Annotated in this window: 21 protein-coding genes; 3 read left to right on the top strand and 18 right to left on the bottom strand. The window is 40.7% G+C overall.

Translation table 11 applies throughout. From position 1 onward, the window contains the following. Positions 1-159: 159 nt before the first annotated feature. A complete protein-coding gene (locus tag ACFOU2_RS13555; RefSeq protein WP_377915977.1) occupies positions 160-1221 on the top strand; it encodes a lactonase family protein in 1062 nt (353 codons plus the stop codon). Between the two features lie 241 nt (positions 1222-1462). Here ACFOU2_RS13555 and ACFOU2_RS13550 read toward each other — a convergent pair whose 3' ends face one another. From ACFOU2_RS13550 to ACFOU2_RS13540, 3 genes are read right to left on the bottom strand one after another with little or no spacing between them, the layout of a single operon-like run. Beyond that, a complete protein-coding gene (locus ACFOU2_RS13550; protein WP_377915975.1) occupies positions 1463-2560 on the bottom strand; it encodes a GerAB/ArcD/ProY family transporter in 1098 nt (365 codons plus the stop codon). A 17-nt stretch (positions 2561-2577) separates the two neighbouring features. Continuing rightward, positions 2578-3801 (bottom strand): Ger(x)C family spore germination protein, encoded by a 1224-nt coding sequence (locus ACFOU2_RS13545; RefSeq protein ID WP_377915973.1) that lies wholly within the window; start codon positions 3799-3801, stop codon positions 2578-2580. Next, positions 3791-5428, bottom strand: a complete 1638-nt coding sequence (locus ACFOU2_RS13540) for a spore germination protein (protein ID WP_377915971.1) — start codon at positions 5426-5428, stop codon at positions 3791-3793. Before ACFOU2_RS13540 ends, ACFOU2_RS13545 begins: the two co-directional genes overlap by 11 nt. A 132-nt stretch (positions 5429-5560) precedes the next feature. On the opposite strand from ACFOU2_RS13540, the gene ACFOU2_RS13535 reads away from it, so the two are divergent. Further along, positions 5561-5812, top strand: coding sequence for a hypothetical protein (locus ACFOU2_RS13535; RefSeq protein ID WP_377915969.1), 252 nt, complete (start codon positions 5561-5563; stop codon positions 5810-5812). A gap of 87 nt (positions 5813-5899) precedes the next feature. Here the strand turns inward: ACFOU2_RS13535 and ACFOU2_RS13530 are convergent, their stop codons facing one another. From ACFOU2_RS13530 to ACFOU2_RS13475, 12 genes are all read right to left on the bottom strand, one after another. Continuing rightward, positions 5900-6133 carry a hypothetical protein gene (locus ACFOU2_RS13530; RefSeq protein WP_377915967.1) on the bottom strand — a complete coding sequence of 78 codons (234 nt, stop codon included), beginning with the start codon at positions 6131-6133 and terminating at the stop codon, positions 5900-5902. A 32-nt stretch (positions 6134-6165) separates the two neighbouring features. Then, complete coding sequence (locus tag ACFOU2_RS13525; RefSeq protein WP_377915965.1) at positions 6166-6990, bottom strand: formate/nitrite transporter family protein; 825 nt, start codon at positions 6988-6990, stop codon at positions 6166-6168. Between the two features lie 89 nt (positions 6991-7079). Then, entirely contained in the window at positions 7080-7226 is a 147-nt protein-coding gene (locus ACFOU2_RS13520) for a hypothetical protein (protein ID WP_377915963.1), read from the bottom strand. 14 nt (positions 7227-7240) lie between these two features. Next, entirely contained in the window at positions 7241-7762 is a 522-nt protein-coding gene (locus tag ACFOU2_RS13515) for a DUF1641 domain-containing protein (protein ID WP_377915961.1), read from the bottom strand. Continuing rightward, positions 7743-10718 (bottom strand): formate dehydrogenase subunit alpha, encoded by a 2976-nt coding sequence (fdhF, locus tag ACFOU2_RS13510; protein ID WP_377915959.1) that lies wholly within the window; start codon positions 10716-10718, stop codon positions 7743-7745. Before fdhF ends, ACFOU2_RS13515 begins: the two co-directional genes overlap by 20 nt. A gap of 466 nt (positions 10719-11184) precedes the next feature. Then, positions 11185-11523, bottom strand: a complete 339-nt coding sequence (locus ACFOU2_RS13505; protein WP_377915957.1) for a hypothetical protein — start codon at positions 11521-11523, stop codon at positions 11185-11187. A gap of 568 nt (positions 11524-12091) precedes the next feature. Continuing rightward, complete coding sequence (locus tag ACFOU2_RS13500; protein WP_377915955.1) at positions 12092-13054, bottom strand: PDR/VanB family oxidoreductase; 963 nt, start codon at positions 13052-13054, stop codon at positions 12092-12094. 16 nt (positions 13055-13070) lie between these two features. Then, the gene (locus ACFOU2_RS13495) at positions 13071-13601 is read right to left on the bottom strand and encodes a dimethylamine monooxygenase subunit DmmA family protein (protein WP_377915953.1); all 531 of its coding nucleotides are present in this window, start codon (positions 13599-13601) and stop codon (positions 13071-13073) included. Between the two features lie 5 nt (positions 13602-13606). Further along, positions 13607-14557: a heme-dependent oxidative N-demethylase family protein gene (locus tag ACFOU2_RS13490; protein WP_377915951.1), complete on the bottom strand. Its 951-nt coding sequence runs from the start codon at positions 14555-14557 to the stop codon at positions 13607-13609. Between the two features lie 118 nt (positions 14558-14675). Next, positions 14676-15611 (bottom strand): cysteine synthase A, encoded by a 936-nt coding sequence (cysK, locus tag ACFOU2_RS13485; protein ID WP_377915949.1) that lies wholly within the window; start codon positions 15609-15611, stop codon positions 14676-14678. A gap of 710 nt (positions 15612-16321) precedes the next feature. Then, positions 16322-16567, bottom strand: a complete 246-nt coding sequence (locus ACFOU2_RS13480; RefSeq protein WP_377915947.1) for a DUF1450 domain-containing protein — start codon at positions 16565-16567, stop codon at positions 16322-16324. A gap of 247 nt (positions 16568-16814) precedes the next feature. Next, positions 16815-17783: a cupin domain-containing protein gene (locus tag ACFOU2_RS13475; RefSeq protein ID WP_377915945.1), complete on the bottom strand. Its 969-nt coding sequence runs from the start codon at positions 17781-17783 to the stop codon at positions 16815-16817. A 123-nt stretch (positions 17784-17906) separates the two neighbouring features. Here ACFOU2_RS13475 and ACFOU2_RS13470 point away from each other — a divergent pair, with 123 nt between their 5' ends. Then, complete coding sequence (locus tag ACFOU2_RS13470; RefSeq protein ID WP_377915943.1) at positions 17907-18770, top strand: LysR family transcriptional regulator; 864 nt, start codon at positions 17907-17909, stop codon at positions 18768-18770. A 135-nt stretch (positions 18771-18905) separates the two neighbouring features. Here ACFOU2_RS13470 and ACFOU2_RS13465 read toward each other — a convergent pair whose 3' ends face one another. The 3 genes from ACFOU2_RS13465 to ACFOU2_RS13455 all read right to left on the bottom strand — a co-directional run bounded on the left by ACFOU2_RS13465 (position 18906) and on the right by ACFOU2_RS13455 (position 22244). Then, positions 18906-19133, bottom strand: a complete 228-nt coding sequence (locus ACFOU2_RS13465) for a hypothetical protein (RefSeq protein ID WP_377915941.1) — start codon at positions 19131-19133, stop codon at positions 18906-18908. After that, positions 19130-20677, bottom strand: a complete 1548-nt coding sequence (locus tag ACFOU2_RS13460) for a sodium:solute symporter family protein (protein WP_377915939.1) — start codon at positions 20675-20677, stop codon at positions 19130-19132. The genes ACFOU2_RS13465 and ACFOU2_RS13460 overlap by 4 nt, the downstream gene beginning before the upstream one ends. Positions 20678-21197: 520 nt before the next feature. Next, entirely contained in the window at positions 21198-22244 is a 1047-nt protein-coding gene (locus ACFOU2_RS13455) for an aliphatic amidase (RefSeq protein WP_377915937.1), read from the bottom strand. Between the last annotated feature and the right edge of the window lie 494 nt (positions 22245-22738).

Below are 22738 nucleotides of genomic sequence, written 5' to 3'. Positions count from 1 at the left end.
AGATCTTTCTTTATCCGTAACTATATGGTTCTGGTGCAAACAATGAGGTTTATGAGCGAGTTTTCGGTTTTCCACTAAGTCAGTAACCGAGAATCTTGGTTTACAGCTGACTTATGATACAATAAAATCAATAAGATTTTCCGGAAGGAGCATACAATGATGACAGCTAACAGTAAATTTATCGGGTATATTGGAACTTACACGAAAGGGGACAGCAAAGGGATTTACACCTTTACGCTGGATACAGAAGCAGCAAAAATCATGGATGTAAAGGCAGCAGCCAATCTGGGCAATCCTACATATTTGACAATCAGTCACGACAATCGATATCTTTATTCTGTCATAAAAGAAGGTGAATCAGGCGGTGTGGCTGCTTATTCGATTAACGGCCAAACCGGAGAGCTTAAACTACTAAACAGTCAGGTATTAGAAGGAGCATCTCCTTGTCATGTTAGTGTCGATAGTGAACATGGCAATGTAGTGACAGCCAATTACCATAAAGGGACGGTCGAGTCGTATTTAGTAAATAAAGAAAACGGAACGGTCCATCCTGCCTCATCCATTATCGAACATAAAGGTTCTGGCCCTAATAAAGAAAGACAAGAAAAACCGCACGTGCATTATGCAGGGTTTACTCCTGACGAAAAGTATGTTGCTGTTATCGATTTGGGAATCGATAAACTTATTACATATGAAGTAAATAATGGTACCCTAACAGAAGTTAGCAGCTTGTCTGTCAAGCCGGGAAGCGGTCCAAGACATCTCGACTTTCATCCAAATGGAAGATACGCCTATCTCATGACCGAGCTTAGTTCAGAAGTGATCGCTTTAACATACAAGGCTGAAGATGGCAGCTTTACAGAGTTACAATACATTTCCACCATCCCAAAAGACTTTATTGAAAACAATCAAGGCAGCGCCATTCATGTCTCTTCCGATGGCCGCTTTGTGTACGCAGCAAATCGAGGACATAACAGCATTGCCGTTTTCAGTGTGAACCAAGATTCAGGTGAGTTGACATTTATTGAACACACATCAACAGAAGGAGATTGGCCGCGAGATTTCATGTTAGATCCTACCGAAAAATTCCTTGTCGCTTCCAATCAGGAATCCGGTAATCTTGTGTTATTTTCAAGAGACGAGTCCACAGGAAAGTTAACGCTTTTACAGTCTGATGTTTTCGTTCCTTATCCAGTATGTGTTAAGTTTTTAAATGTTTAATTTGGTTATTTCTAAGCCTGCTCAAGGTGAATCAGTTTCAAAAAAAGAAAACAAAATAAAAGCAGCCTGCCGGTTTACTGCAGGCTTTTTTGCATTTATCCCAGAAGTGGATTTGCAAAGACACAGAGTGATGGAAAGGAGGAAATCGCCATTTCGATCGATATCTTTTGAGGAGTTGCACCTGGACATAAATATAAAAATCAACTTATTTAAGCTGGTTTCTTCCCGTTCGGATAGACTACTATCCGTGTTTTTTTCTGTTTTTAAAAAAAGCAACAACCAGAAGTAAAACAGGGATAATCACTTGAAAAGGAAGATGCACAAAAAGCGTTACAACCTCCAGCCCTTCCTGAATATGTTCTGGAAAATTGCTTGCCATGGTGATGGATAAAAATAAAATGACAAGTCCAATTGGATAAGTCAGCCGTGAAGTTTCTTTAATACTAAACAAGCTTGCAATACCAGTAACAGCTGCATAAAAAAACACACTGATCTTAAAGAAGCCGCCGATAACCAACGCAAGCATAAAATAAACATCAAGACGTTCCAAAAAATCGGCTACCTGAATGGTCTGTATGGTAGAAAGAAGGGGAAATTGCGAACGTGAAGTAAGATCAACACCGAGAACACCGATGTTAATAGCCATTGCAAGCGCCAGGTTGATGCCGCTTAAGCCCAAGGCGAATAAACCCGTGATTTTCGCCTTTTTCGGGTTATTCAAATACGGTAAAATCATCGCAAACACGATCGCTTCCCCAAACGGAAAGTATAAGGTTTGAGTAAAGACAACTTTCATAACCGGCGAAATGCCTTCTTCCAGTACCGGCTTTAAGTTATTCATATCGATCAAACCGGAAACAACAATCAGAATAAATCCGGTAATGGCAAGCAAATACATTAAAACAAAAAGCAATTCCCCTGCTCTTGCTAATACCTCGATTCCTTTACGGACACTGTAAATAATCACAAGCATCAATAATGCGTTCACGATGAACAAAGGCGTATCCGGATAGGCAAATGTTACCAACATCTCCCCGAAATCTCGCAGCACCCTTGCCCCGAGATATGCAAAAGCGAGTATGTAAAGAAAGGCCAGTACCCGTCCGAAAACCTTTCCCATTATTTTTTGCGCATATTCTGTTGGCAGGATATCGGGATAATATTGATAAAGACGATGATAGACTAAAAACAAGAAAAAGCCGCCTGCCATTCCAAGCAGAATGGCAAGCCAGGCATCCTGTTTCGCCTCGATCGCAAGAGGAACCAACAGGGCGCTGCCAAGTTCAAACAATAACATGAGGACAAACAGCTGGTATGCGCTGATTTTCGCCTTCTCCACTGATTTGTCACTTCCTTTTATTGATTATTTTCCATATCAGAAAGGTAAGGTTTGTTTCTTAAGCCAGTACGGCGTACAAACGCATCAACCGTCACGTCCACTTTTAATTCAGGAAAGTGACTATCGTTCCAATCATGCTTCAACTGTTTCCATGCTTCCGGCTCGGAACGGTGTACCGCTTCACCGAATCCGAAAATATCCGATTTATCTTTCTGGGCACGTTGGATGGCATCCTGTATCTCTTTCTTGATCTCTTTTTCCAATGCCTTTTCTATGTTCAACAGTACACGCGGGTCGGTTAGATCAACAGGCACCGTTACCTCGCCAATGTTTCCTTCTGCACGGACATGAATCGAAATGTTGGGTCGGCCGTTTTTCATATTAGCAGAGACTTTTGTTTTTTGGCGGACCACTTCATAAGCGATGGCCTCTTCTTCTTTCTTCCAGTTGATATTCACACCTGTTGCTTTGATTTTATCCAATATCCATACGGCCCCCCTTGCCGTTTCCCCTTGAAGCCAGTCGATCAACTTCCCTTCTTTAAAAACGGCAAGGCCGTCGGCTTGAAGGGTTGCTTCGAGAGCAGATTGTTGAATATTTTCCATTTTTTTCCCCTCTTTAAAATTCCCATTCAAGCGAAATCCGGTGAGGACTGGTTCTTTTCCGGGAGATACGAGGGAATTGATCACGTCTTGAATATTGTTATTAATATGTGCTCCCCACCTTCTTTCCGTAAATTTTAATGTTTTAATCACTTTATTAGCTGGAATTTTATCGACGGCCGTCAACGTTTTCACAATATCTGCTGCTTTTGCATCGTGGGCAATTACAACCTTCGCCGTTATCCGGAATTCAGGATCACGGTCAAAGGCATCAAAAATATTAGTGATACCTTCCTCTTTTGCCAGCTTATCACTAATGATCACCAGGTTGGTATGGGCGTAATACATCCTTCGTGAGATCTTGGTTGATGCACGGCGGCTCACTTCAACTAGATTGTCTCCGGTAGTGGAATAGACGGAAATGGCCGGGCCCTGCCCTCCTCCGCCGCCCTGCATGCCTCCTGTTACGTTTCCTGGATTGACAATTTGAAAGGTTCCGACATACCTGCCCTCTTCATTTTTATCAATGCCGAGGGCCGCGACTAACGCAAGATCGGTTAACTCCTTTTTACTCCAGCATCCCGAAAGCAACACTATGCCAGCCAACATCAAGAAAAGAAAAACCCATTTATGATTCATTCCGGTCACCTTTCTCAGTATTGCTATTTACCATTCCGCGGTTTTCAGGAGGCTGCGGCCTCTGATTTTTCCCTTTACGAACATTATTTTTATCACCGATTAATCTTGGTCTTTGCCTTAAAGTCCACCATGGTACTCGGACGATTGTATCGCCTGCGTTCGCCGGGATGAATGGTGCAAGCGGTGACATATATGGAACACCGAACGAACGCAGGCTGCATAGATGAACGATCATCATGATAATTCCGAGAATGATTCCATAGAAACCAAATGTTGCGGCACTTACCATAAATAAAAACCGGATCAAACGGGCCGAAATCGCAATCGCAAATGAAGGGGTTGCAAAACTGGCAATCGCCGTGATGGCCACGACAATCACCATGGCCGGCGAAACAATTCCAGCCTGTACTGCCGCCTGTCCGATCACAAGAGCCCCGACGATTGATACTGCCGAGCCAATGGCCTTTGGCAGCCGAATGCCTGCTTCCCGTAAAATTTCAAACGCTACTTCCATTATGATGGCTTCGATAAACGCCGGGAAAGGTACTGCTTCCCGCTGTGCCGCAATCGCGATCAACAACTGTGTTGGAATCATCTCCTGGTGAAAGGTTGTGGCAGCAACATATGCGGCAGGTCCTATAAGGGATATAAAGAAAATTAGGATCCGTAAAGAGCGAATCGCTGTTGCGATATCAAAACGGGCATAATAATCATCAGCTGACTGAAAGAATTGGATAAATACAGCCGGCGCAAGCAACACAAACGGGGTTCCATCTACAAAAATCGCAACTCTTCCTTCAAGGAGATTGCCCGCGACCATATCCGGCCTTTCTGTATGGTAAAGTGTCGGAAAGGTTGTCATGGTCTGGTCTTCAATCAGCTGTTCAATATAACCCGATTCGAGAATACTGTCTATGTCAATCCTTTTTAACCGTTTACGCACTTCTTCGACGATTTCATCATTGACAATGCCGTTTATATACATAATCGCAACATCTGTTTTCGTAACCGTGCCAATTTTCATGGACTCCAGCCATAAATCTGGATTTTTAATGATTCGGCGCACCATGGCTGTATTTGTTCCGATTGATTCAGTAAAACTTTCTCTTGAACCGCGGACCGACATCTGGGTACCCGGTTCCTGGATCGAACGTTTCTCTCCTCCTCTTGTACTCGCACTCAGTGCTTTATTGGTTCCATCGAAAAGAATAATGGTGTCACCTGACATCAAAGACAGTAACAACTCATCCCAGTTACTTACCAGTTTTACACTACCGAGAGCAACTGCCTCTTCGCCAATGATTTCCAAAGCTTCCTGTCGAATTAACTTTTCTTGTAAATCATGATTATTCGTCATCGATTCGATTAAAAAATCGTCGATGGATTGATTGTCAACAATGCCTTCAACATAAACGATGGCCGTTCTAATCTCAGAATTATTGCCGATTTTCAACGTTCGGATGACTACATCTGAGCTGTTTCCTGTTTTCTGTTTAATGATTTCAAGGTTGGCAGCCAAGGAACCATCCATGAACTCCGGTAATCTATTGTTAGACTGATCTTGGTTGTTTTCCTTTTGATCCTGACTGTTTTTCTTTTGTTTTTGCCGTTTAAAAAATGAAGGCATAGTTCAAAATACCTTTCTTTTTTCTTTACATTTTTCGCAATGTATTCTTCGATTATACATTTATGACAATTATTTCCTTATGGTATAACGATTTGGAGAAGGAAAAAAATATGTATTGGAGAGTGATAAAAAATGAAAATCTTTGGTATTACTATTTTGACGATGGGACTTTTAATGGGCTTTTCTCTAAGCATGGACATTCTTCTAGGATTTGATATAATTACTTCGCTGAAAAATGCTTTTAATCCCTTTCTTGTGATGGAAGCTGCTGAGATGTGTGTTCTCTTTTTTTTTATTTTCTTATTAGTTATTGAATCCATTCTTCTCTTTTTTCAAAAAAGAAAAGAAGAAGCAAATAAGCAAAAAAACCAACCTCAATCGTAAAAAAAGGCTAAAACCTCTTATAGCACAAGGGATTTTAGCCTTTTATGTTGATGATTCTGACTGGATTCAAAGTAAGAGATCTCTCACTTATTCTGGCAAACCATATATAACTTTCGGGTAACGGCTTTCATCATGTATGCGAACAATATGCCCTTCATCTACAAATTGGTCCAAATACTTCTCAATGACTTTATGGTTTGTTTGGAATATAGTCCCAAGTTTTACAGATGAAATGGCTGTTTTCTTTTTAGTAGATGATATGATTGCTTCCTTAACGACACGGAGTAGTTGAGTTTCTTGAATAGATAGCGGACGATCCATGTAAAGTTCGCCTCCTCATAAACATATTCCAGTTATTTTTCCAAGGGTAATTGGCGGCGGGCTACATTCGCCTTACCTTTCTCCTGCCGGGTCGGGCGAATATAGACAAACCAGTACGCCCCACCGACAAACAGGGACCCACCGACAGCATTGCCCAAAAATACCGGTACGAAGTTTCCCAGAAAATCAAGCCAGCTAAAGTAACCGGCAAAAATAGCGGCAGGAATGACAAACATGTTAGCGACAATATGCTGGAAGCCAATCGTCACAAATGCCATAATCGGAAACCAAATCCCTAAAATCTTCCCGCCTATATCCTCTGAACCGTATGCCAGCCATACGGCCAGTGCAACAAGCCAGTTGCAGCCAATCGCTGAGATAAAAGACTGCAGGAATGCTTCATTAAGTTTGTGTTCTGCGATGGACACCGTTTTTTCCAAAAATGGACCTGTTTCCGTAAGTCCAACAACATGTCCGAAGAAATAAGCAACAAAGACAGCTCCAACAAAGTTGCTGAGAGCAATCCAAAACCAGTTTCTCAGTACAAGGCTGAAAGGAATCTTTTTTGACAACCAGGCAAGCGGGAGGGCCATCATGTTTCCCGTCAGTAATTCTGCCCCTGCCACAAGCACTAAAATAAGCCCGACCGGGAATACAGCGCCGCCGAGAAAGGAAGCGAAGCTCCCCCACTCTTCAGGCAAATTGCCGACCGTTCGAATATCAAGCAAAAATCCGAGTGCAATGAAGGCGCCCGCCAAAAACCCAAGCACAAGCATATTTGGAACCGCCATATAAGCTTTGCGAACACCCGCGTCTACTGTATACTTTGCAATTTCCTGGGGTGTATGAAATGCCATATCATCACTCTCTTTTTTACTATATTAATAGATTTTTTTGATCCATACCCGGCAAACAGACTCATTCCAACACCTGAATGTTTCCGTTTTTACTGCGTCACTACCTTATCCATACTTTTTCGGCGGTCCCTTCTACAGTCTTCACAAACATAAAGGCCTTTTGTACCTGCCATTCCCTCTGTCTGCTCGTCTGGTTGTTCTTTCAGCTTTCCGCAAATTTCACACCTTTTAATCATACAGATACCTCCTTCTATCGTGTGTTGTTTGTTTCATGTACTTCTCTCTTAATCTGTTCCTTGTTCTTATCAAATTCTGTACCCATCCCTCTTAAAAAGTTAAGCAAAACGGTGATGGAAGAATTGATTTCGGGTTCCCGAAGAGCCTTCACCATTCCCCACATGCTTGTATGGTTTTCATCCTCCACAGACACTCTCTCCAGACCCTTATTCAGTCCTTCCAACAGCATATGAACTTTGAGCGGATCAAGCTTGCTTAAAAACTGCATGGCCACAATTCCGTTTTTCGCCATGGAAGGAATACCCGCTACATTTACGAATTCAAGACCTACTTTTGCTACCTCACTTTTGTTTTTCAGGAGGCCTTGTATGATGTCAAAAATCCCGGATTCGTGTACTTCTTTCACAATCTCTAGAAAGGCTGTCACCGACTCTTTATTATCACTCAATACCTTCAGGATTTCTTCAATGGAGTCCGCCTCCTGCTGAGCTTTGGATGGGATGTACTTTTCAATGTTAGTGATTGCCTTTGCCATAAGCACGCTCCTCCTTTTTTGCAGTTTCAGCAACAGGAACATATCCCGGTTTGCTCCACTTCTCTTCAACCCTTACGCCAACCTGAGAAATGCGGTGACCGAAGCGATGGTTTTGCCGCGGAAGCGGAGACTTTCCTTCTCGTTTGAGAACTTCCAGTTGCATACCCGTTTCTTTATAGTTTGGTGTGTGGGTGACATAATCATGGTGGCTGCTTGTCAATCGGTTGACGCCTTCATTGTCTTTTCTCGTGTGCATCGGTAAATAAAGCTCATTTCCTTTCACACGATCTGTAACAAGGGCCGGCACCTCAACTTGTCCATACTCGGATGTCAAACGTACCAGTGAACCGTCTTTTATGCCCCGCTCTTTTGCAAGCTCCGGTGACACTTCGAGCCAGACAGAAGGTACTTTATGACTGATCCCCTTCGATCTGTACGTCATATTTCCTTCATGGAAATGCTCAAGGATTCGCCCGTTGTTAAGGTGTAAATCATATTTTTTCTCCACCTCAAACGGTGATGTCCAATCAACAGGAAACAGCTTTGCCTTTCCATCAGGAAGACCGAATTTCTCCGTATATAACAGCGGGGTGTCTGTTCCGTCCGCTGCAACCGGCCATACCTGGCTGTTCCAGCCCTCAAGCCGCTTATAGCTTACACCGGCAAATAGAGGAGCAAGACTTGCCGCTTCCGCCATGATTTCACTTGGATGTGTGTAGTTCCAATTCGCTCCGAGACGATTGGCAATCTCCTGAATGATTTCCCAGTCAGACTTTGACTCTCCAACGGGTTCAAACACTTTATAGAAGCGCTGAATGCGCCGTTCTGTGTTTGTGAAGGTTCCATCCTTTTCGAGACTCGGAGCTGCCGGTAACACCACATCGGCAAACTGGGCGGTTTTTGAAAAGAAAATATCCTGCACGACGAAGAAGTCCAGCTTTTCAAACGCATTGTCTACATGATTGGAATTAGCATCTACAAATGCCATCTCCTCACCCATTAGATACATCGCTTTGAGCTCTCCTTTATGAATGCCTTCGACCATCTGGTGGTTATCATAGCCCGGTTCTACCGGAAGCTTGACTCCCCACGCCTGCTCATAGCGAGCACGCACCTTCTCGTCCTGTACCGGTTCATATCCCGGGAACCAGGCCGGCATAGTCCCGAAATCACAAGCGCCCTGTACGTTGTTATGTCCGCGCAGCGGATACGCTCCTGTACCCGGACGGCCGTAGTTGCCGGTAACGAGCAATAAATTTGAGATAGCGGTACTTGTATCCGTTGCGCCCACATGCTGAGTCACACCCATCGCCCAGAGGATGCAGGCAGATTTCGCTTCATGGATCATAGTTGCAAGCTTTATGATTTCTTCTTTTTTGATTCCTGTCATTTTTTCTGCATATTCCAGTGTGAATTTTTCTACTGTAGCCCTGTACTCTTCAAAACCGTTTACCCGGTTTCTTAAAAACTCTTTATCTTCCCATCCCTGGTCAATGATGTACTTCGTAACCGCAGATAATAAGATTAGGTCAGTACTGTGTTTAGGATGAAGATACAAATCAGCACGTTCGGCCAATTCATTTTTGCGGATATCCACTACAACCAATTTTTGACCGTAAAGCTTATGAGCACGCTTAATGCGTGTAGCCAAAACAGGATGGGATTCCGCCGGATTGGCACCTACCACGATAATCAGATCAGAAGCAATAATATCTTCCATGGTTCCTGAATCACCGCCGATTCCTACTGTGCGAAGAAGTCCTGCAGTAGCCGGTGATTGACAGTAACGGGAACAGTTATCCACGTTGTTGCTTTGCATCACTCCGCGGGCAAGCTTTTGGAAAAGATAGTTTTCCTCGTTGCTGCATTTGGAAGAGGAAATATAACCGATTGCCTGCGGTCCATATTGTTTTTTGATGGCAGTCATTTTTTCGGCAATTAAATCAAGGGCTTCATCCCAGGATGCTTCAACAAAAGTATCGCCTTTTCGGATGAGAGGCTTTGTTAATCGCTCTTCACTATTAACGAAATCCCAGCCCCATTTTCCTTTCATACAGGTGGAAATGCCGTTTACTGGCGCTTCCGTCTGCGGCTCAATCTTCAAGATTTGGCGGTCCTTTGTCCAAACTTCAAAGCTGCACCCTACTCCACAATAAGTACAGACCGTTTTTGTGCGTTCAATCCGTGACTTGCGCATGGCGGCTTCCATCTCAGAAACCATAAAGATTTCTCTGTATCCCGGCTCCACTTCTTTCGTTAAATCAATCATCGGCTCCAGAACATCAGCTGTGATACCCGTCAGATATCCGGCCTCGCCTAACATCGATTTTTCCATCAACGCATTGCATGGACATGCCGTTACACAATGACCGCATGATACGCAGGAGGATTGATCAATCGGAACATCGTTATCCCAAATGACACGCGGACGTTCACGCCCCCAATCAATCGTCAGCGTCTCATTGACCTGTAAATCCTGGCACGCCTCTACGCAGCGGCCGCAGAGAATGCATTGATCAGGGTCATAACGGTAGAATGGATGCGAATTATCTTCAGGGTACGGTTTTGGTTTAAACTCATACTTCTGATGCTCAAGCTCTAAATGTTCTGCGGTATTGTGCACTTTGCAATTCCCGTTGTTATTGTCACAAACCGTACAATACAGCTCATGGTTTTCCAGAATGCGTGACATTGACTCCAGCTGTGCTTCTTTCACCACATCCGAATTCGTAATAATATTCATTCCGGGTGATGGTTGGGTAGCACATGCACGCACTAACTCACCGTCTACTTCGACAAGGCACGTATCACACGTTTGAATGGCGCCCAATTGAGGATGGTAACAAATATCCGGTATGTAACAATCATGGGCTTTGGCAGCCTCAAGAATGCTCTGCCCGGGAACCGCTTTGCATTCCTTATCGTTGATACGGAAGGAAAAAAGATCATTTTTCATGTTTAACTTCACCCCGCTAGTATTTCTTTTAAATAGCTATAGCCGGTAAATAGTAGAGAAAACGAACAGGCAATCAATCTATTTACCTGCGATACTTGCCTTTTCACTTATCCTTATTCCCATACCTCTGTTCCACAAAAATAAACATAATTTTTTTCATTTACTAAAATCACTCAATTTAATATAGGGATATAAACAAAAAGAAAAAAGCTGAAATTTCTTGTGCCTTACAAGAAATTTCAGCTTTTTATCAAGTCATAATTCTGTCTCCTTTTGAACCTAAGACCTTTCCTATCTCAAATTCTTATCGTTACTTAGATTATAGCCGTTCTAGTTTTTAATGCTAATATACACTCTTTTCAAGCCGTAATGTCCCTACAGCCAAAAAGGTCAGTGCCCCATTTTTTCACTTTGAATGGGGGACTGACCACTAGAACTCTCTTGTTTAATGATTTAAAAGTATCTTCTATGCGCTCGGTTTTAAAGATGCTGGTTGTCTATATTGATTCACTTTGCATTTAACATAAGTCTGGGTTGTCCCGAACATCTCCGCTACGAACATGGTTGCACCATAAAAAGTTTTGGCTTGGGCCATCTCTCGGCTAACTATGTAATCATAAACAGCTGCCTCAACATCATCGATGAACGGTAAAATGTGACGTTTTTCTAATAAGAGTTGATAAAATTGTTTGATCAAAAATGGGCTCTGGCCAAATTCTTCTTGTAATCGTTCTACTCGGTATTCTGTAAGTGGCACTTCACTTTCAACAATACATTTTAACTCTTCCAGAAATAGTTTTTTCATGTCCATCACACCTTCACTTCTCTTTGATAATTATATTTTAACACCAATCGCCCAAAAATGAAAGCGTTTCCACTAAATTAATATTCTAAAAAAATGTGACTCCCTTCCTACATTTTCGAATATGGTGATTATGCGTAAGTATAAGAGATTTTATATTATACTTCCATTAAATTGTCACATGCTCTGACATAGATCATTTTTTTTGAGCGCTAAGTGATTATATAATTTATAAGATGACCAATTCTTTATTTAATAATTCTTTACTGCGATTCTCCTGCCACATAAAAACACAAAGTGACAGGATTGATGTATGAAAGAATGCTAAAGTTGGGAATGAACGAGGAGTGATTTATCGAAGCAAGGCTAATGCTAAATGTGGAACCGAAAATACCTATATAAGATGTGACTAAATGCGAGGCAACTCCCGTCGAACCAGGTAGATTAAAATGACTGCTACTATTCAAGCTAAATTTCTTAAACCAGTTAATCGTTCTATGAGTGAATGTCCCCTTCCTATTGGGCTGCACCCTGTACACACTTGAGGAAGGGGAATTCTTTCGGAGGTTCGTTAAAAATCGATGACCAATTTATCGGATTTAGCTCGTGACACGCATGTCAAGATAACGCCTTGGGAATTTTTTTGTTCTTCGCTCAAAAATGAATCATAATGATCAATTGTTCCCTCTATTACTTTAAGTTCACATGTCCCGCAGCGTCCAACTCGGCAAGAATACGGTGCCTTTATCCCTGCTTCGAGTAATGCTTCCAATAGGGTATGTTCTTTAGAGACATTTACTGTTACCCCGTTTGTTAATTTAACTTGAAAGGGAGCAAGTTTCTTAGGTTGAGGAGGCGTAAAGCGCTCAAAGTGAACGCTTGAACTCGGATATCCTAACTCAAGTGCCGCTTCGGTAAAGTTAGAAATAAAAGATTCCGTTCCGCAAAAATAGACGTGTGTTCCTATAGAATGGTGAAGGAGTGTACTTTTACTTATTCGCTTGGATTTTCTCTCTTGCGAAAAATAAAAATAGCATTGCTTAGAATAGTTTTCTTTTAAAAAGTTGTAAAAAGCACAGAATTCCCTTGATTTAGATGCATAATGCAGTTCAAATGAAGCTCCTCTATCCTTTAACTCAGCCATCATTGATAAAAATGGCGTAATTCCGATTCCGCCTGCATAAAACACATGGTGCTTCGCCTTAAAGCTTAACGGAAAGTGGTTTTTGGGATAACTAATCTGTAACTTGTCGCCCACTTTTACATGATGATGCCAATAGAGAGAACCACCTTTCGATGTATCGCTTAATCGAATTGCAATTTGGTAGCCGCCAGTATGGTCAGGGTGATTCGTTAAAGAATATTGCCTTTCTATTAAGCCATCACTTCCTTCAATATATGCAGTAATGTGAGATCCTCCGCTAAAAGCTGGAAGAACGGTTCCATCAACTGGAGCTAACGTAAAGCATTTAACGAGTGGAGTTTCCTTATGAATGGATTTTACATAAACGGGTATTGTTTTTTCTTTATACAATGGTGTCCACCCCTGTTTAAAGTTTAGCGACATAACCTAGATAAGCATCTCTTAATGAAGAGTAATGGTCAGAAACAACAAGTAATAAATCACAGTGACGACACATGATTTCAGGTTTTATCTTTTTCTCTTGTTGGCTTGTCTCTTGAATCTCCATTTCGGTTATTCCGTGACACCGACAGCAAAACACGTTCATCTGTTGTACACCATAGCCAACGAACTGCGCTTCTTCATCAGAAAAACCAATTTCTTCAGCCAAACGTTTTATGCTTTTAAGCATATTCCATGGTCCGGCCAAGTAAAGATAACTTCCCATCTTCTGTTGGCTTAACCACTTCGACAAATCTGCCGGAGGCAGTTCTTTTTCATGATTTTCTCCCATAAAAAGCAATTCGAAGGAAAGTTTTTCTTCGATTACCCGCTCTATAATGGGGGTTAAGATCGACATCCCCTTCTGGTCAGCACAAAATAAATATTTGCGCTTTCCAGATATGAAAGTCGCTTTTTGTATTAAATTTGATTCTTGATTTAAGCCCTCTTTATTCATAAAATTCACCTGTTTTCAATAAGCCTATCTTTCAAGTGATCTATTACTGCATCCTTGAAAAGAGAGATTCCTTTATAATCAGAAATAGGAGTAGGAAGTTCACGAAGGATGTTATAAAATTGCTCAAGCCATTCCCGTTTTGAAGCCAATTTATTTAAAGACAGCAGGTGTGTATGAATCGTAAAAAGAATGCCGCCCGTTCGCGGCAAACGGAATAACTTCTGATTCTCCACACGTAAATGAACAAAGTCACCGACATTTTCCTTTGTTACTTTTTTTCTGTCCTTTCCCCACTTATCAAATGTTTCAAGTGACGTATCTAGTCGATTCCCCGCCATTAATGACCAATTTTTTCTTCCCCATGGATTTCCTGCTTCCAATCGCAAAAGGAAATTTAGAATTCTATCATCCAAAGTCTCCTCTTTAAACCCGGGAATAGGCCTGTGTATTTCTTTGAAACTCATCCCTAAATTAAAAGCCAGCGACCAATTTGCAGGAAAACATAACTGACCCGCATCCAAAAATAAATCCTCATCTCGCTGTATCATTAAAATAAGATCTTCTTGTACATGCCTGCCGATAAAATCTAAGGGTTCGCATGGAAGTGTTGTTTCATCTCCAAATGTGAAACAATGCTTTTCTCCTAATCTTTTATTGTGAAAAGCCCATCTCTCTCCGATTTTATCTAGAGCGAACATATCAGGATAATAGGTTATTAGATGCTCAATAATTAAATCGACTATTTCCCATTGCCCTCTTAAAGTATGAGGTTGTGATTGAAAGCACCGTTCAGGATAGCGGCTGAGAAGATCACGCTTAAGCTTCATTTCCTCCCTGTAGCTCGGAGTGATCTCAACACTGTTCGGATCATCCAACGGAATGGAGTTATTTGAGTAGCGAAACACATTGTCCTTGAACGGGTAGATAAATTGTTCCAGTTCATCAACCTGCGTCATACAATCATCCTTTTTTTGAAAATTATTAATATTCATTTTAATGAAAGAGGAATGAAAATGAAAGGAAAATAAATGATTAAGCAAACGTTTGATTATTTAATCAATTTAAATGGCTGTTCTAATCCATTCGGAAAAGAGGTGTAGATAAATAACGCTCTCCAGTATCAGGTAATAGAACAACAATCGTTTTCCCTTTATTTTCAGGTCTTTTAGCAATTTGAGTTGCAGCAAATGTAGCAGCGCCGGAAGAAATACCCACAAGTAACCCTTCACTCTTGGCCAACTTGCGTGAGGTTTCAAATGCTTGTTCATTTTTCACTTTAAAAATCTCATCAACGATTGATTTATTAAAAATATTCGGTACAAAACCGGCTCCAATACCTTGAATCCCATGCGACCCTGGATTACCTCCTGAAAGAACAGGTGAATCAAAAGGTTCAACCGCAATTACCTTTACAGAAGGTTTTTTCTGCTTCAGTACCTCACCGACTCCGGTAACTGTTCCTCCGGTTCCCACACCCCCAATAAAGATATCAACTGTACCGTCAGTATCTCTCCAAATCTCTTCAGCAGTGGTTTGCCTATGAATTTCTAAATTAGCTGAATTATTAAATTGTTGTGGTATAAACGAATTCGGTGTCTGTGCGGCTAATTCTTCTGCTTTTCTGATGGCACCTCTCATTCCTTCTGATCCAGGGGTTAAAACCAATTCAGCTCCAAGTGCTTGTAGAAGCTTTCTTCGCTCAATACTAAAAGTCTCTGGTAATGTTATAATCAATTGGTATCCCAGCGCTGAAGCTACAAAGGCAAGGGCAATTCCCGTATTGCCACTAGTAGGCTCAATAATAACGGAGTCTTTATTAATTAGTCCTTTGTCCTCTGCATCTTTAATCATGGCATAACCAATTCGGTCTTTAACACTTCCTGCCGGATTAAAGTATTCCAGTTTTGCAATGATTTTTGCTTCAAGATTATTAGCTTTATTATAGTTAGACATCTCTAATAAAGGTGTATTACCAATTAAATCTGTTAAATTTCTTGCGATTTTCGGCATTGAAAATCCCCCTCAGCAAGTCATGCTTTTCTTATATATCCAATTTGTTTTGTATTAAAAATACCACTAATGGAAATTAATAACAATTATATTATAGATATTGTTCAAATAAAATTTTTATTTGATATTCTTCTTAAGATTTTGATGTATACCTGATTCATTTCCAGTTTACATAAATCAGCTTAGAGGAAATAGAGAAAGGGTTCAAAACCTCATCATAACAAGGTTTTGAACCCTTTTTCTAATTTATTAATCATAGTTGATAAATCAATCTTTCCGTCTTTTGAAAAAGCCAAAAAACTGCATAAAAACAGCTAGTTTTATATAAAAAAAGGACACCCATTCCTGCGTCCCTTCCTGGTACAGGCCCCGCCTACGCCAGATACCGCGACAGCCACCATTGCTATCCAACCTACTATTAGTATGATAGAAAACGCTTACACTTTTCAAGTGGTTATTAAAATGTGTTTGTATAAATAACCAAATTAATCTTATAAATAATCTGGACAAAATAAAAATATCCCAATAGAGCTAGCTTACCCTATTGGGACTTTTTCTTCTTAAGATAATGGGGCAGTATACCTTTTACAATTGATGAACAAATCATTATTTCTATAAGAAATCTGTCTTGGTTCATTCAAGAGAGGTTAACATAAGTGATTTTATGAACAGGAAAAAACATTTTACATGTTAAAGAAGAATCTGTTTTTTCACTGGGTTTCCCTTCGAACGGTTTGGAGTATTTTTTCCACCAGTATTTCCGGCTTGTCCGCTTCCATTGTTGTTAATTGGATGCGACAAAACGGCTTCACCCTGCATTCCAAACATCGCCTGAAGCAATCGACGATACGAACTTCCACATCGTCCTGGTAACTCCGCCGGAGAATGTCTATAGCTTCACCCGCCGGAGTTACCTTAATGTTTCGTTCACAAAACTTAGCGACTCTCACTCTCATTCTCCCTTTCATAAAATAAAGCTTTTATCAGCAAGAGTTTTCTTCCTCTCCCGCCGATGGTTAGTCAAAACAATCTGTTTTTTGAGCAGTTGATCTATCTACCAAACTCTATATTATCACTCAGAAGGCTCAGGCTTTTTTTAAAATGTGTTTTTCTAGGTCTACTTTAATATGCTCTTTTTTAGATTTTGAGCTTTATTAATTTTCATGGGAGAGGGAGATAAAAAACACCCCGAAGGGTGCTTTACTATTCTTGATCGTAATGGGTAAACTGGATATCCAATGTACGAAGGTACGTTTGAAGACCCGCGTCTTGAATTGGGATAATGAATGCAGGCTCCCCGGACTCGTTGTGGTGAGAGTGCCACAATCCTGGAGGAGTAACAAAAGCTTTCCCTGTTACCCAATCAATACGGATAGGATCGATGATTTGGCTAGTAACCGGGTCCACCTTATCTCCAACCAAGGTATAAGTACCAGGTGCAGCATAAGCGACAAAGTCAAGCGCTACCGATTTGTGGCTGTGAGGTGCTTGATTGGACCCTACAGGAACGATACCAAACATAGCCCATAGTACGTGCGTAATAGTCAGAGTTTGATCAAATCTTTGATTATTTAACAAGATAGAGATACGATTTTTTAAATGGGCATCTGGTGCATTAGCTACTTCATCTAGTTTGGCTTTAGCTTGTTCAGCTGTAAAAAGGGTCGGTTCAAAACGTGCTTCGGTCGCTTTAGCTCCCAGATAATCAAGAAGTGGCGTATCTAAAATATAATAGATTGTTGTATCTTTTGTTGCTGTATGACGGCTAACCGATCCAGATGGAAGAGTTAAGAAATCTCCCTCTTTCCAGTTGATTGTTTGGCCATTTACCTCTGTGCTTCCAGCACCAGAAATGATGTAATATAATTCACTTGTTGCATTTGGTTGCGTATTAATGGAATCCCCCGCATTAATGCGAATAAAGTGAGCAAGAAGGGATGGACTCGTTGCTTGATATTCGGTTCTCAATTCCTTAGAAAGATCCAGTGTTACCATACGAGTTTCACCTGAGTTGTATAACTCAGGGCCAAATTCTTTAGCGGGGATCGGACTGATAATGCCGCTCCCAATCGGATCGGCAGCAGTCGTATATTCATAAAAACGGGCATCCCCGGTCCAGTTTTCACTCACCGTTCCGACCGATAATTGTCCTGGCTGTGTACTGTTAGTCATTTATAAAACCCCTTTCAAACTTGTTTATAGTGCTATCCTATCTTGATTAAAAGGAATTGTACAATATATAATTTGTATTGTTATAATATATTTTGTGTATAAATAAAAAACAGGTGATAAACAATGGAGCTTCGACAATTGCAATATTTTCTTACCGTAGCCGAGGAATTAAATTTCAGTCGTGCAGCGGAACGCCTTAGAATCACACAACCTCCCTTAAGCTTGCAAATTCAAAATCTAGAGAAGGAACTAGGATTTCCACTTTTTTATCGAAACAATCGACATGTCGAATTAACAGATGCGGGAAAAGTATTTGTTGAAGAAGTTCGTAAAATTTCGGATCATCTTCATCGTGCTGTCGAGAACGCACAACGCACCCATTATGGTGAAATCGGAAATCTAACAGTAGGTTTTGTCGGGGCAGCTACCTATGACATACTTCCTGCCGTTCTGCGGGAATTTCGCAGTCTGTATCCAGACGTTCAAGTGCATCTTCTCGAACTGTCAACACCTAAACAAATCGAAGCATTACGTCAAGAAAAAATCGATGTAGGGGTTCTAAGACCCCCCATTCATGATGACACCTTATGTACCGAAATCGTTTCAACGGTCCCCTGCGCGTTGGCCGTTCCAAAACAGCACCCCTTAGTGGGGAAAAAGAACATTTCTCTTGCCGACCTCACTCCTCACGATTTCGTCATGCTGTCTCGGAAAACGTGGGCAGGTCTATATGATGAAATCCTGGGTTTATGTAATCCAATCATCCGGCAAGAGGCCTTCGAATTCCAAACCGTCATTGGTTTAGTTGCGGCTGGAATGGGGATTGCAGTGGTTCCCCAATCGGCCATAAATCTCCATACTCAAGATGTTGTATTCCTGGATATGAAAGATCAATTGCCAGTCGCTTCTATGGGTGTTTCATGGCGCAAGAACGAGCGATCACCTTTGGTGAAAACCTTTATCAGCATGGCAAAGGAACTGGGATGAATATGGAGAAAAACGGAAAGTTTTAAAAAATGCTTTTTGAAAAAGGCTTCCCAACCACCTAGCCAAGTGAGGAGAGGTGGTTGGGAATTTTCTTCATGTTACTCTTATATAGGGTTCATCGGCTCTTCATGAGTTTCATTTGTATTCCTTATACAACTCAATCAATGGTCGGATTGTAATAAAAAGCGCTGCTATAATCAACCATCCGAAAGCTAAGCAAACCCAACCTTTGAAAAACTGTAGACTATAAATATAACCCGTTGAAAACATGATGCCTGGCCAAATGACGACTAATACCAGACTCAAAGCAATAGCCCAGCGAGTGTACAACTTGGTGTCTTTCATTAACTCTTGATCGTTCATACTAGTTTCTCCTTTCTAGTTTCAGTTGCACTATCATCAAAGCTTTTAAATTTATCTTTTAAGGATTCAAAATCGAATTCCTCGGAAGATATTAAGCCATGGCCAATAGAGATAATTCCACTGAAGACAAAAACAGCTAAATTTCCAAAAAGCATGGGATATAGCTGACCTAATGAATCGATACTAACATGGCCTGTTGTTACATAGGCAGAAAGGATCCAAACAGTTACTCCACCAACCATGCCAAATAACGTACCATAAAAGGCACCTGTATTTGTTGCGCGTTTCCATATCAATCCAAGTGTGACTGGAATAACAGCCCCACTAACAAAGATGCCCATTGCCATATAAACAAATCCAAGACCTATTCCTAAGTAAAAAAGAAAGATAGAAAATAGACCCATCGTTAATCCGAAACCTAGTGTAATCCAACGGGATACACCTAGTAATTTTTCACTGCTAGCTTTTGGATTGATAGAATGACGATAAATGTCCGTAACGATAATATTGGTTACCGCAGTAAGTTCGGCAGAGCCCGCAGAAGTAACAGCCATAAATAACATTGTTAAAAATAGGATGGATCCTACAGTACCTAGTATATGAGATGCCATAATAGGCGCGACAGAATCAGGAGAAGAAACAGCAATACCAAGACCGGCTGCACTAACCCCTAGAATGGTGGCTACCGCAAATGGAATAGAAAACCAAGCAATACCTCCATAAATGTAAGCTTTGGAAGCGGCCCTATCAGTACTTGCAATTGCTCGCTGCCAATAAGCTTGGTCCACAAAAACTGTTCCAAAATTCCCTACGATATTAATAATTCCAAATAATAGCCCTGGAATGGATGCCATAGTTAGCATTTGTTTTGACTCAGGCAAAGCACGTAAACCTTCGTAAATGTTGGTAATCCCAAATTTGTAATAGACAGCTACTCCGAAAATAGCAAGTACAATAAATAAAATGACAGTGTGTAAGTAGTCCGCGATAAAGGAAGCTTTTAATCCGCCAATCATGGTATAGATTGTAAAAGTTAATGGGATCAGAAAAGCTGCAACATATAAATTCATTCCTGTTAATTGATGTAAAGTAATAGCTCCGCCAAGAATAATCATCGATGTTACGATAATATTCGTCATTAGTGCAAATACTAGCATTAATCGATGATTTTTTTTATCAAAGCGTTGTACTATAAATTCTAAAAACGTATGGGCTTGCGGTGCTTTTCGTTTTAAATGAATAGCAAGAATGGCGAATAATAAAATTTGGATTGTAGCACCAGCAGCATACCAAAAAGGCCCGCTAATTCCATATTGATATCCGGTTGATGAGGACATCATGATTGTAGCGGCCCAAGTCCAAGCGGCTACAATTGAGGCACTTGCCAACCCGACACCCACACTTCTACCGGCTGTATTAAATTGTTCTGCCGTCATCTCTTTTCCGTGACGTTTGGAATCCATACGGTGAATGATGACAGTAACTCCCGTAAATAAAACTCCGAAAATTAGTAGGATAAGATACCCGATGCTTGGTGTTAACATAATTCTCCTCCATTATCCAAATTTAATGCGTTGACAAAATAGAATACATTTTATAACAACACTATATTTTCAAAAAATAACCAAAAACTGGAAAGAACATATATAAACCTTGTAAATTCCGTGACTTTTAAAATTCGGGAGAGAAAATATATTTTTTTAATTAGCAACCATGAATTTTCGTTCGAATATATTACATTAGACGTCACAATAAATAACATTATATAGGCTGAACCATTCTTAAAAATCTTATATAATTCTAGGAATGGTTCAGCCTTTTGTTAAAGAACGTTCTGTTTGTTTTACTAAAAGTCGTTTGTTATGATCAAAACATTTTTAAGATGTATGGCTTTTTATAACATGTATAGTGGTTATTAAGCAAAGTTCATCCATCGGTTATTTGGAATTGCTGCATAAACCTCGATTCTGTTAGGAATACGCAGGAATCTTTAAAACGAACACAATCTTTGTACCAGAACCGATTAGGTTTAGGAAAAACATGATTTCCTGTCTATCAGAAATATTATTTCGAGCCAACTAAGTTGGTTTTTTCATTGGGAAGGCCCTCGATTGGACATTCTTCCGTTCCGATTGTTGGCCTTGTCATCGCCTCTACTTGCTCACGAGCTTTTTCAGGTTCGTTCACCCATGTTTTATAGAAATCGAATGGGCATTCCGCAATCCCTTTATCGCCATCACCAGAGTTGATGATACCGGTATAGCCACGGTGAAGAAGTTTGAACAGGTGGTTTTGGGATTGAGCCGTTTTACGGAAATCACGGATTTGAGACACAGAAAGCTCCGCATATTGAATACCGTTTTCCTCTGTTCCGCACTCACCAAGCGTACGGCCATCAAAACCGATAATAGCTGAATGACCGAAATAAGAATAAACGCCGTCAAAACCAGAAGCATTCGCAACTGCGACATAGCTGTTATTCGCCCATGCCATTGATTTTGAAATTCCAATTTGCTGTTCCTTTGCAGGATACATATAGCCTTGGCATCGTACGATTAATTCAGCACCTTTTGTTGCACAATCACGCCAGATTTCTGGATAGTTCCCATCGTCACAAACAATTAGGCTCACCTTCAGCCCTTTAGGTCCTTCGGATACATATGTTTGATCACCAGGATACCAGCCTTCGATTGGTGTCCAAGGGATAATTTTTCTGTACTTCTGAACAATCTCTCCCTTGTTGTTCATAAGGATAAGCGTATTATAAGGAGCTTTGTTGGGATGCTCTTCATGTTTTTCACCTGTTAATGAAAACACGCCCCATACATTTGCTTTTTTACAAGCTTCCGCAAAGATAGCCGTTTCTTCACCTGGAATGCTTGATGCTGTTTCATACATTTCCTTCTCGTCATACATGATGCCGTGTGTGCTGTATTCCGGAAAAATGACGAGATCCATTCCTGGTAAACCCTGCTTCATACCCACAATCATATTCCCAATGTTTCGGCAATTTTCTAATACTTCTTCCTTTGTGTGTAACCTTGGCATTTTATAGTTGACTACTGCCACTCCTACCGTATCATGGCTACTTGAAATATCTCCTTGCCTCATGTTCCATTCCCTCCAATATATAATCAGTTCTCCAGGAGCTCGTGTGTTAGTTTTTATAACACCTGAAGTCTACAAATAAAATATTATAAAAAGATAGAATATTTAAAAATAAGTATGTAAGGATTTCTAACATACATTTTTATCATTTTCTATTTGTGAGCGGGAAATGGGATATCTATTCCTTTAAAAGCCATTACTTAGCTGACTGTTTTTTCAACTCTCCTACTTCGTAGTTGAATAAAAAAATTAACTCGTTCTTTAAAGGACTTTTGCAAGGTAGTAGCGTTCTGGTGCAAAAACTTCAAGATAATTGCAATTAATCTCCAAATCTTGGACATACTGATACTATGACTCTAAAGAAGGCATGTGATCGATATGGAAAAACAAAGAATGTAGCTCTCATCTTCATATAACAGAACTATATAGATCGATTTAGAAAATTCGACCTGACCAAAGAACGGCCATGCCAAATTTTCTAGACCTAAGCGGCTGGC

It is taken from the genome of Bacillus songklensis (assembly GCF_042649685.1).
In the GTDB taxonomy this organism is placed as follows: domain Bacteria; phylum Bacillota; class Bacilli; order Bacillales; family Bacillaceae_H; genus Bacillus_BA; species Bacillus_BA songklensis.
Note: the sequence above shows the minus strand (reverse complement) of the source record. Positions and strands in the feature narration are given on the sequence as shown.

What these genes read in the sequence shown, in the direction of transcription:
- ACFOU2_RS13555 (WP_377915977.1), top strand. Translation starts at nt 160, where the DNA reads ATGACAGCTAACAGTAAATTTATCGGGTATATTGGAACTTACACGAAA.
- ACFOU2_RS13545 (WP_377915973.1), bottom strand. Translation starts at nt 3,801, where the DNA reads ATGAATCATAAATGGGTTTTTCTTTTCTTGATGTTGGCTGGCATAGTG.
- ACFOU2_RS13540 (WP_377915971.1), bottom strand. Translation starts at nt 5,428, where the DNA reads ATGCCTTCATTTTTTAAACGGCAAAAACAAAAGAAAAACAGTCAGGAT.
- ACFOU2_RS13535 (WP_377915969.1), top strand. Translation starts at nt 5,561, where the DNA reads ATGAAAATCTTTGGTATTACTATTTTGACGATGGGACTTTTAATGGGC.
- ACFOU2_RS13530 (WP_377915967.1), bottom strand. Translation starts at nt 6,133, where the DNA reads ATGGATCGTCCGCTATCTATTCAAGAAACTCAACTACTCCGTGTCGTT.
- ACFOU2_RS13525 (WP_377915965.1), bottom strand. Translation starts at nt 6,990, where the DNA reads ATGGCATTTCATACACCCCAGGAAATTGCAAAGTATACAGTAGACGCG.
- ACFOU2_RS13520 (WP_377915963.1), bottom strand. Translation starts at nt 7,226, where the DNA reads ATGATTAAAAGGTGTGAAATTTGCGGAAAGCTGAAAGAACAACCAGAC.
- ACFOU2_RS13515 (WP_377915961.1), bottom strand. Translation starts at nt 7,762, where the DNA reads ATGGCAAAGGCAATCACTAACATTGAAAAGTACATCCCATCCAAAGCT.
- fdhF (WP_377915959.1), bottom strand. Translation starts at nt 10,718, where the DNA reads ATGAAAAATGATCTTTTTTCCTTCCGTATCAACGATAAGGAATGCAAA.
- ACFOU2_RS13505 (WP_377915957.1), bottom strand. Translation starts at nt 11,523, where the DNA reads ATGAAAAAACTATTTCTGGAAGAGTTAAAATGTATTGTTGAAAGTGAA.
- ACFOU2_RS13495 (WP_377915953.1), bottom strand. Translation starts at nt 13,601, where the DNA reads ATGAATAAAGAGGGCTTAAATCAAGAATCAAATTTAATACAAAAAGCG.
- ACFOU2_RS13490 (WP_377915951.1), bottom strand. Translation starts at nt 14,557, where the DNA reads ATGACGCAGGTTGATGAACTGGAACAATTTATCTACCCGTTCAAGGAC.
- cysK (WP_377915949.1), bottom strand. Translation starts at nt 15,611, where the DNA reads ATGCCGAAAATCGCAAGAAATTTAACAGATTTAATTGGTAATACACCT.
- ACFOU2_RS13480 (WP_377915947.1), bottom strand. Translation starts at nt 16,567, where the DNA reads ATGAGAGTGAGAGTCGCTAAGTTTTGTGAACGAAACATTAAGGTAACT.
- ACFOU2_RS13475 (WP_377915945.1), bottom strand. Translation starts at nt 17,783, where the DNA reads ATGACTAACAGTACACAGCCAGGACAATTATCGGTCGGAACGGTGAGT.
- ACFOU2_RS13470 (WP_377915943.1), top strand. Translation starts at nt 17,907, where the DNA reads ATGGAGCTTCGACAATTGCAATATTTTCTTACCGTAGCCGAGGAATTA.
- ACFOU2_RS13465 (WP_377915941.1), bottom strand. Translation starts at nt 19,133, where the DNA reads ATGAACGATCAAGAGTTAATGAAAGACACCAAGTTGTACACTCGCTGG.
- ACFOU2_RS13460 (WP_377915939.1), bottom strand. Translation starts at nt 20,677, where the DNA reads ATGTTAACACCAAGCATCGGGTATCTTATCCTACTAATTTTCGGAGTT.
- ACFOU2_RS13455 (WP_377915937.1), bottom strand. Translation starts at nt 22,244, where the DNA reads ATGAGGCAAGGAGATATTTCAAGTAGCCATGATACGGTAGGAGTGGCA.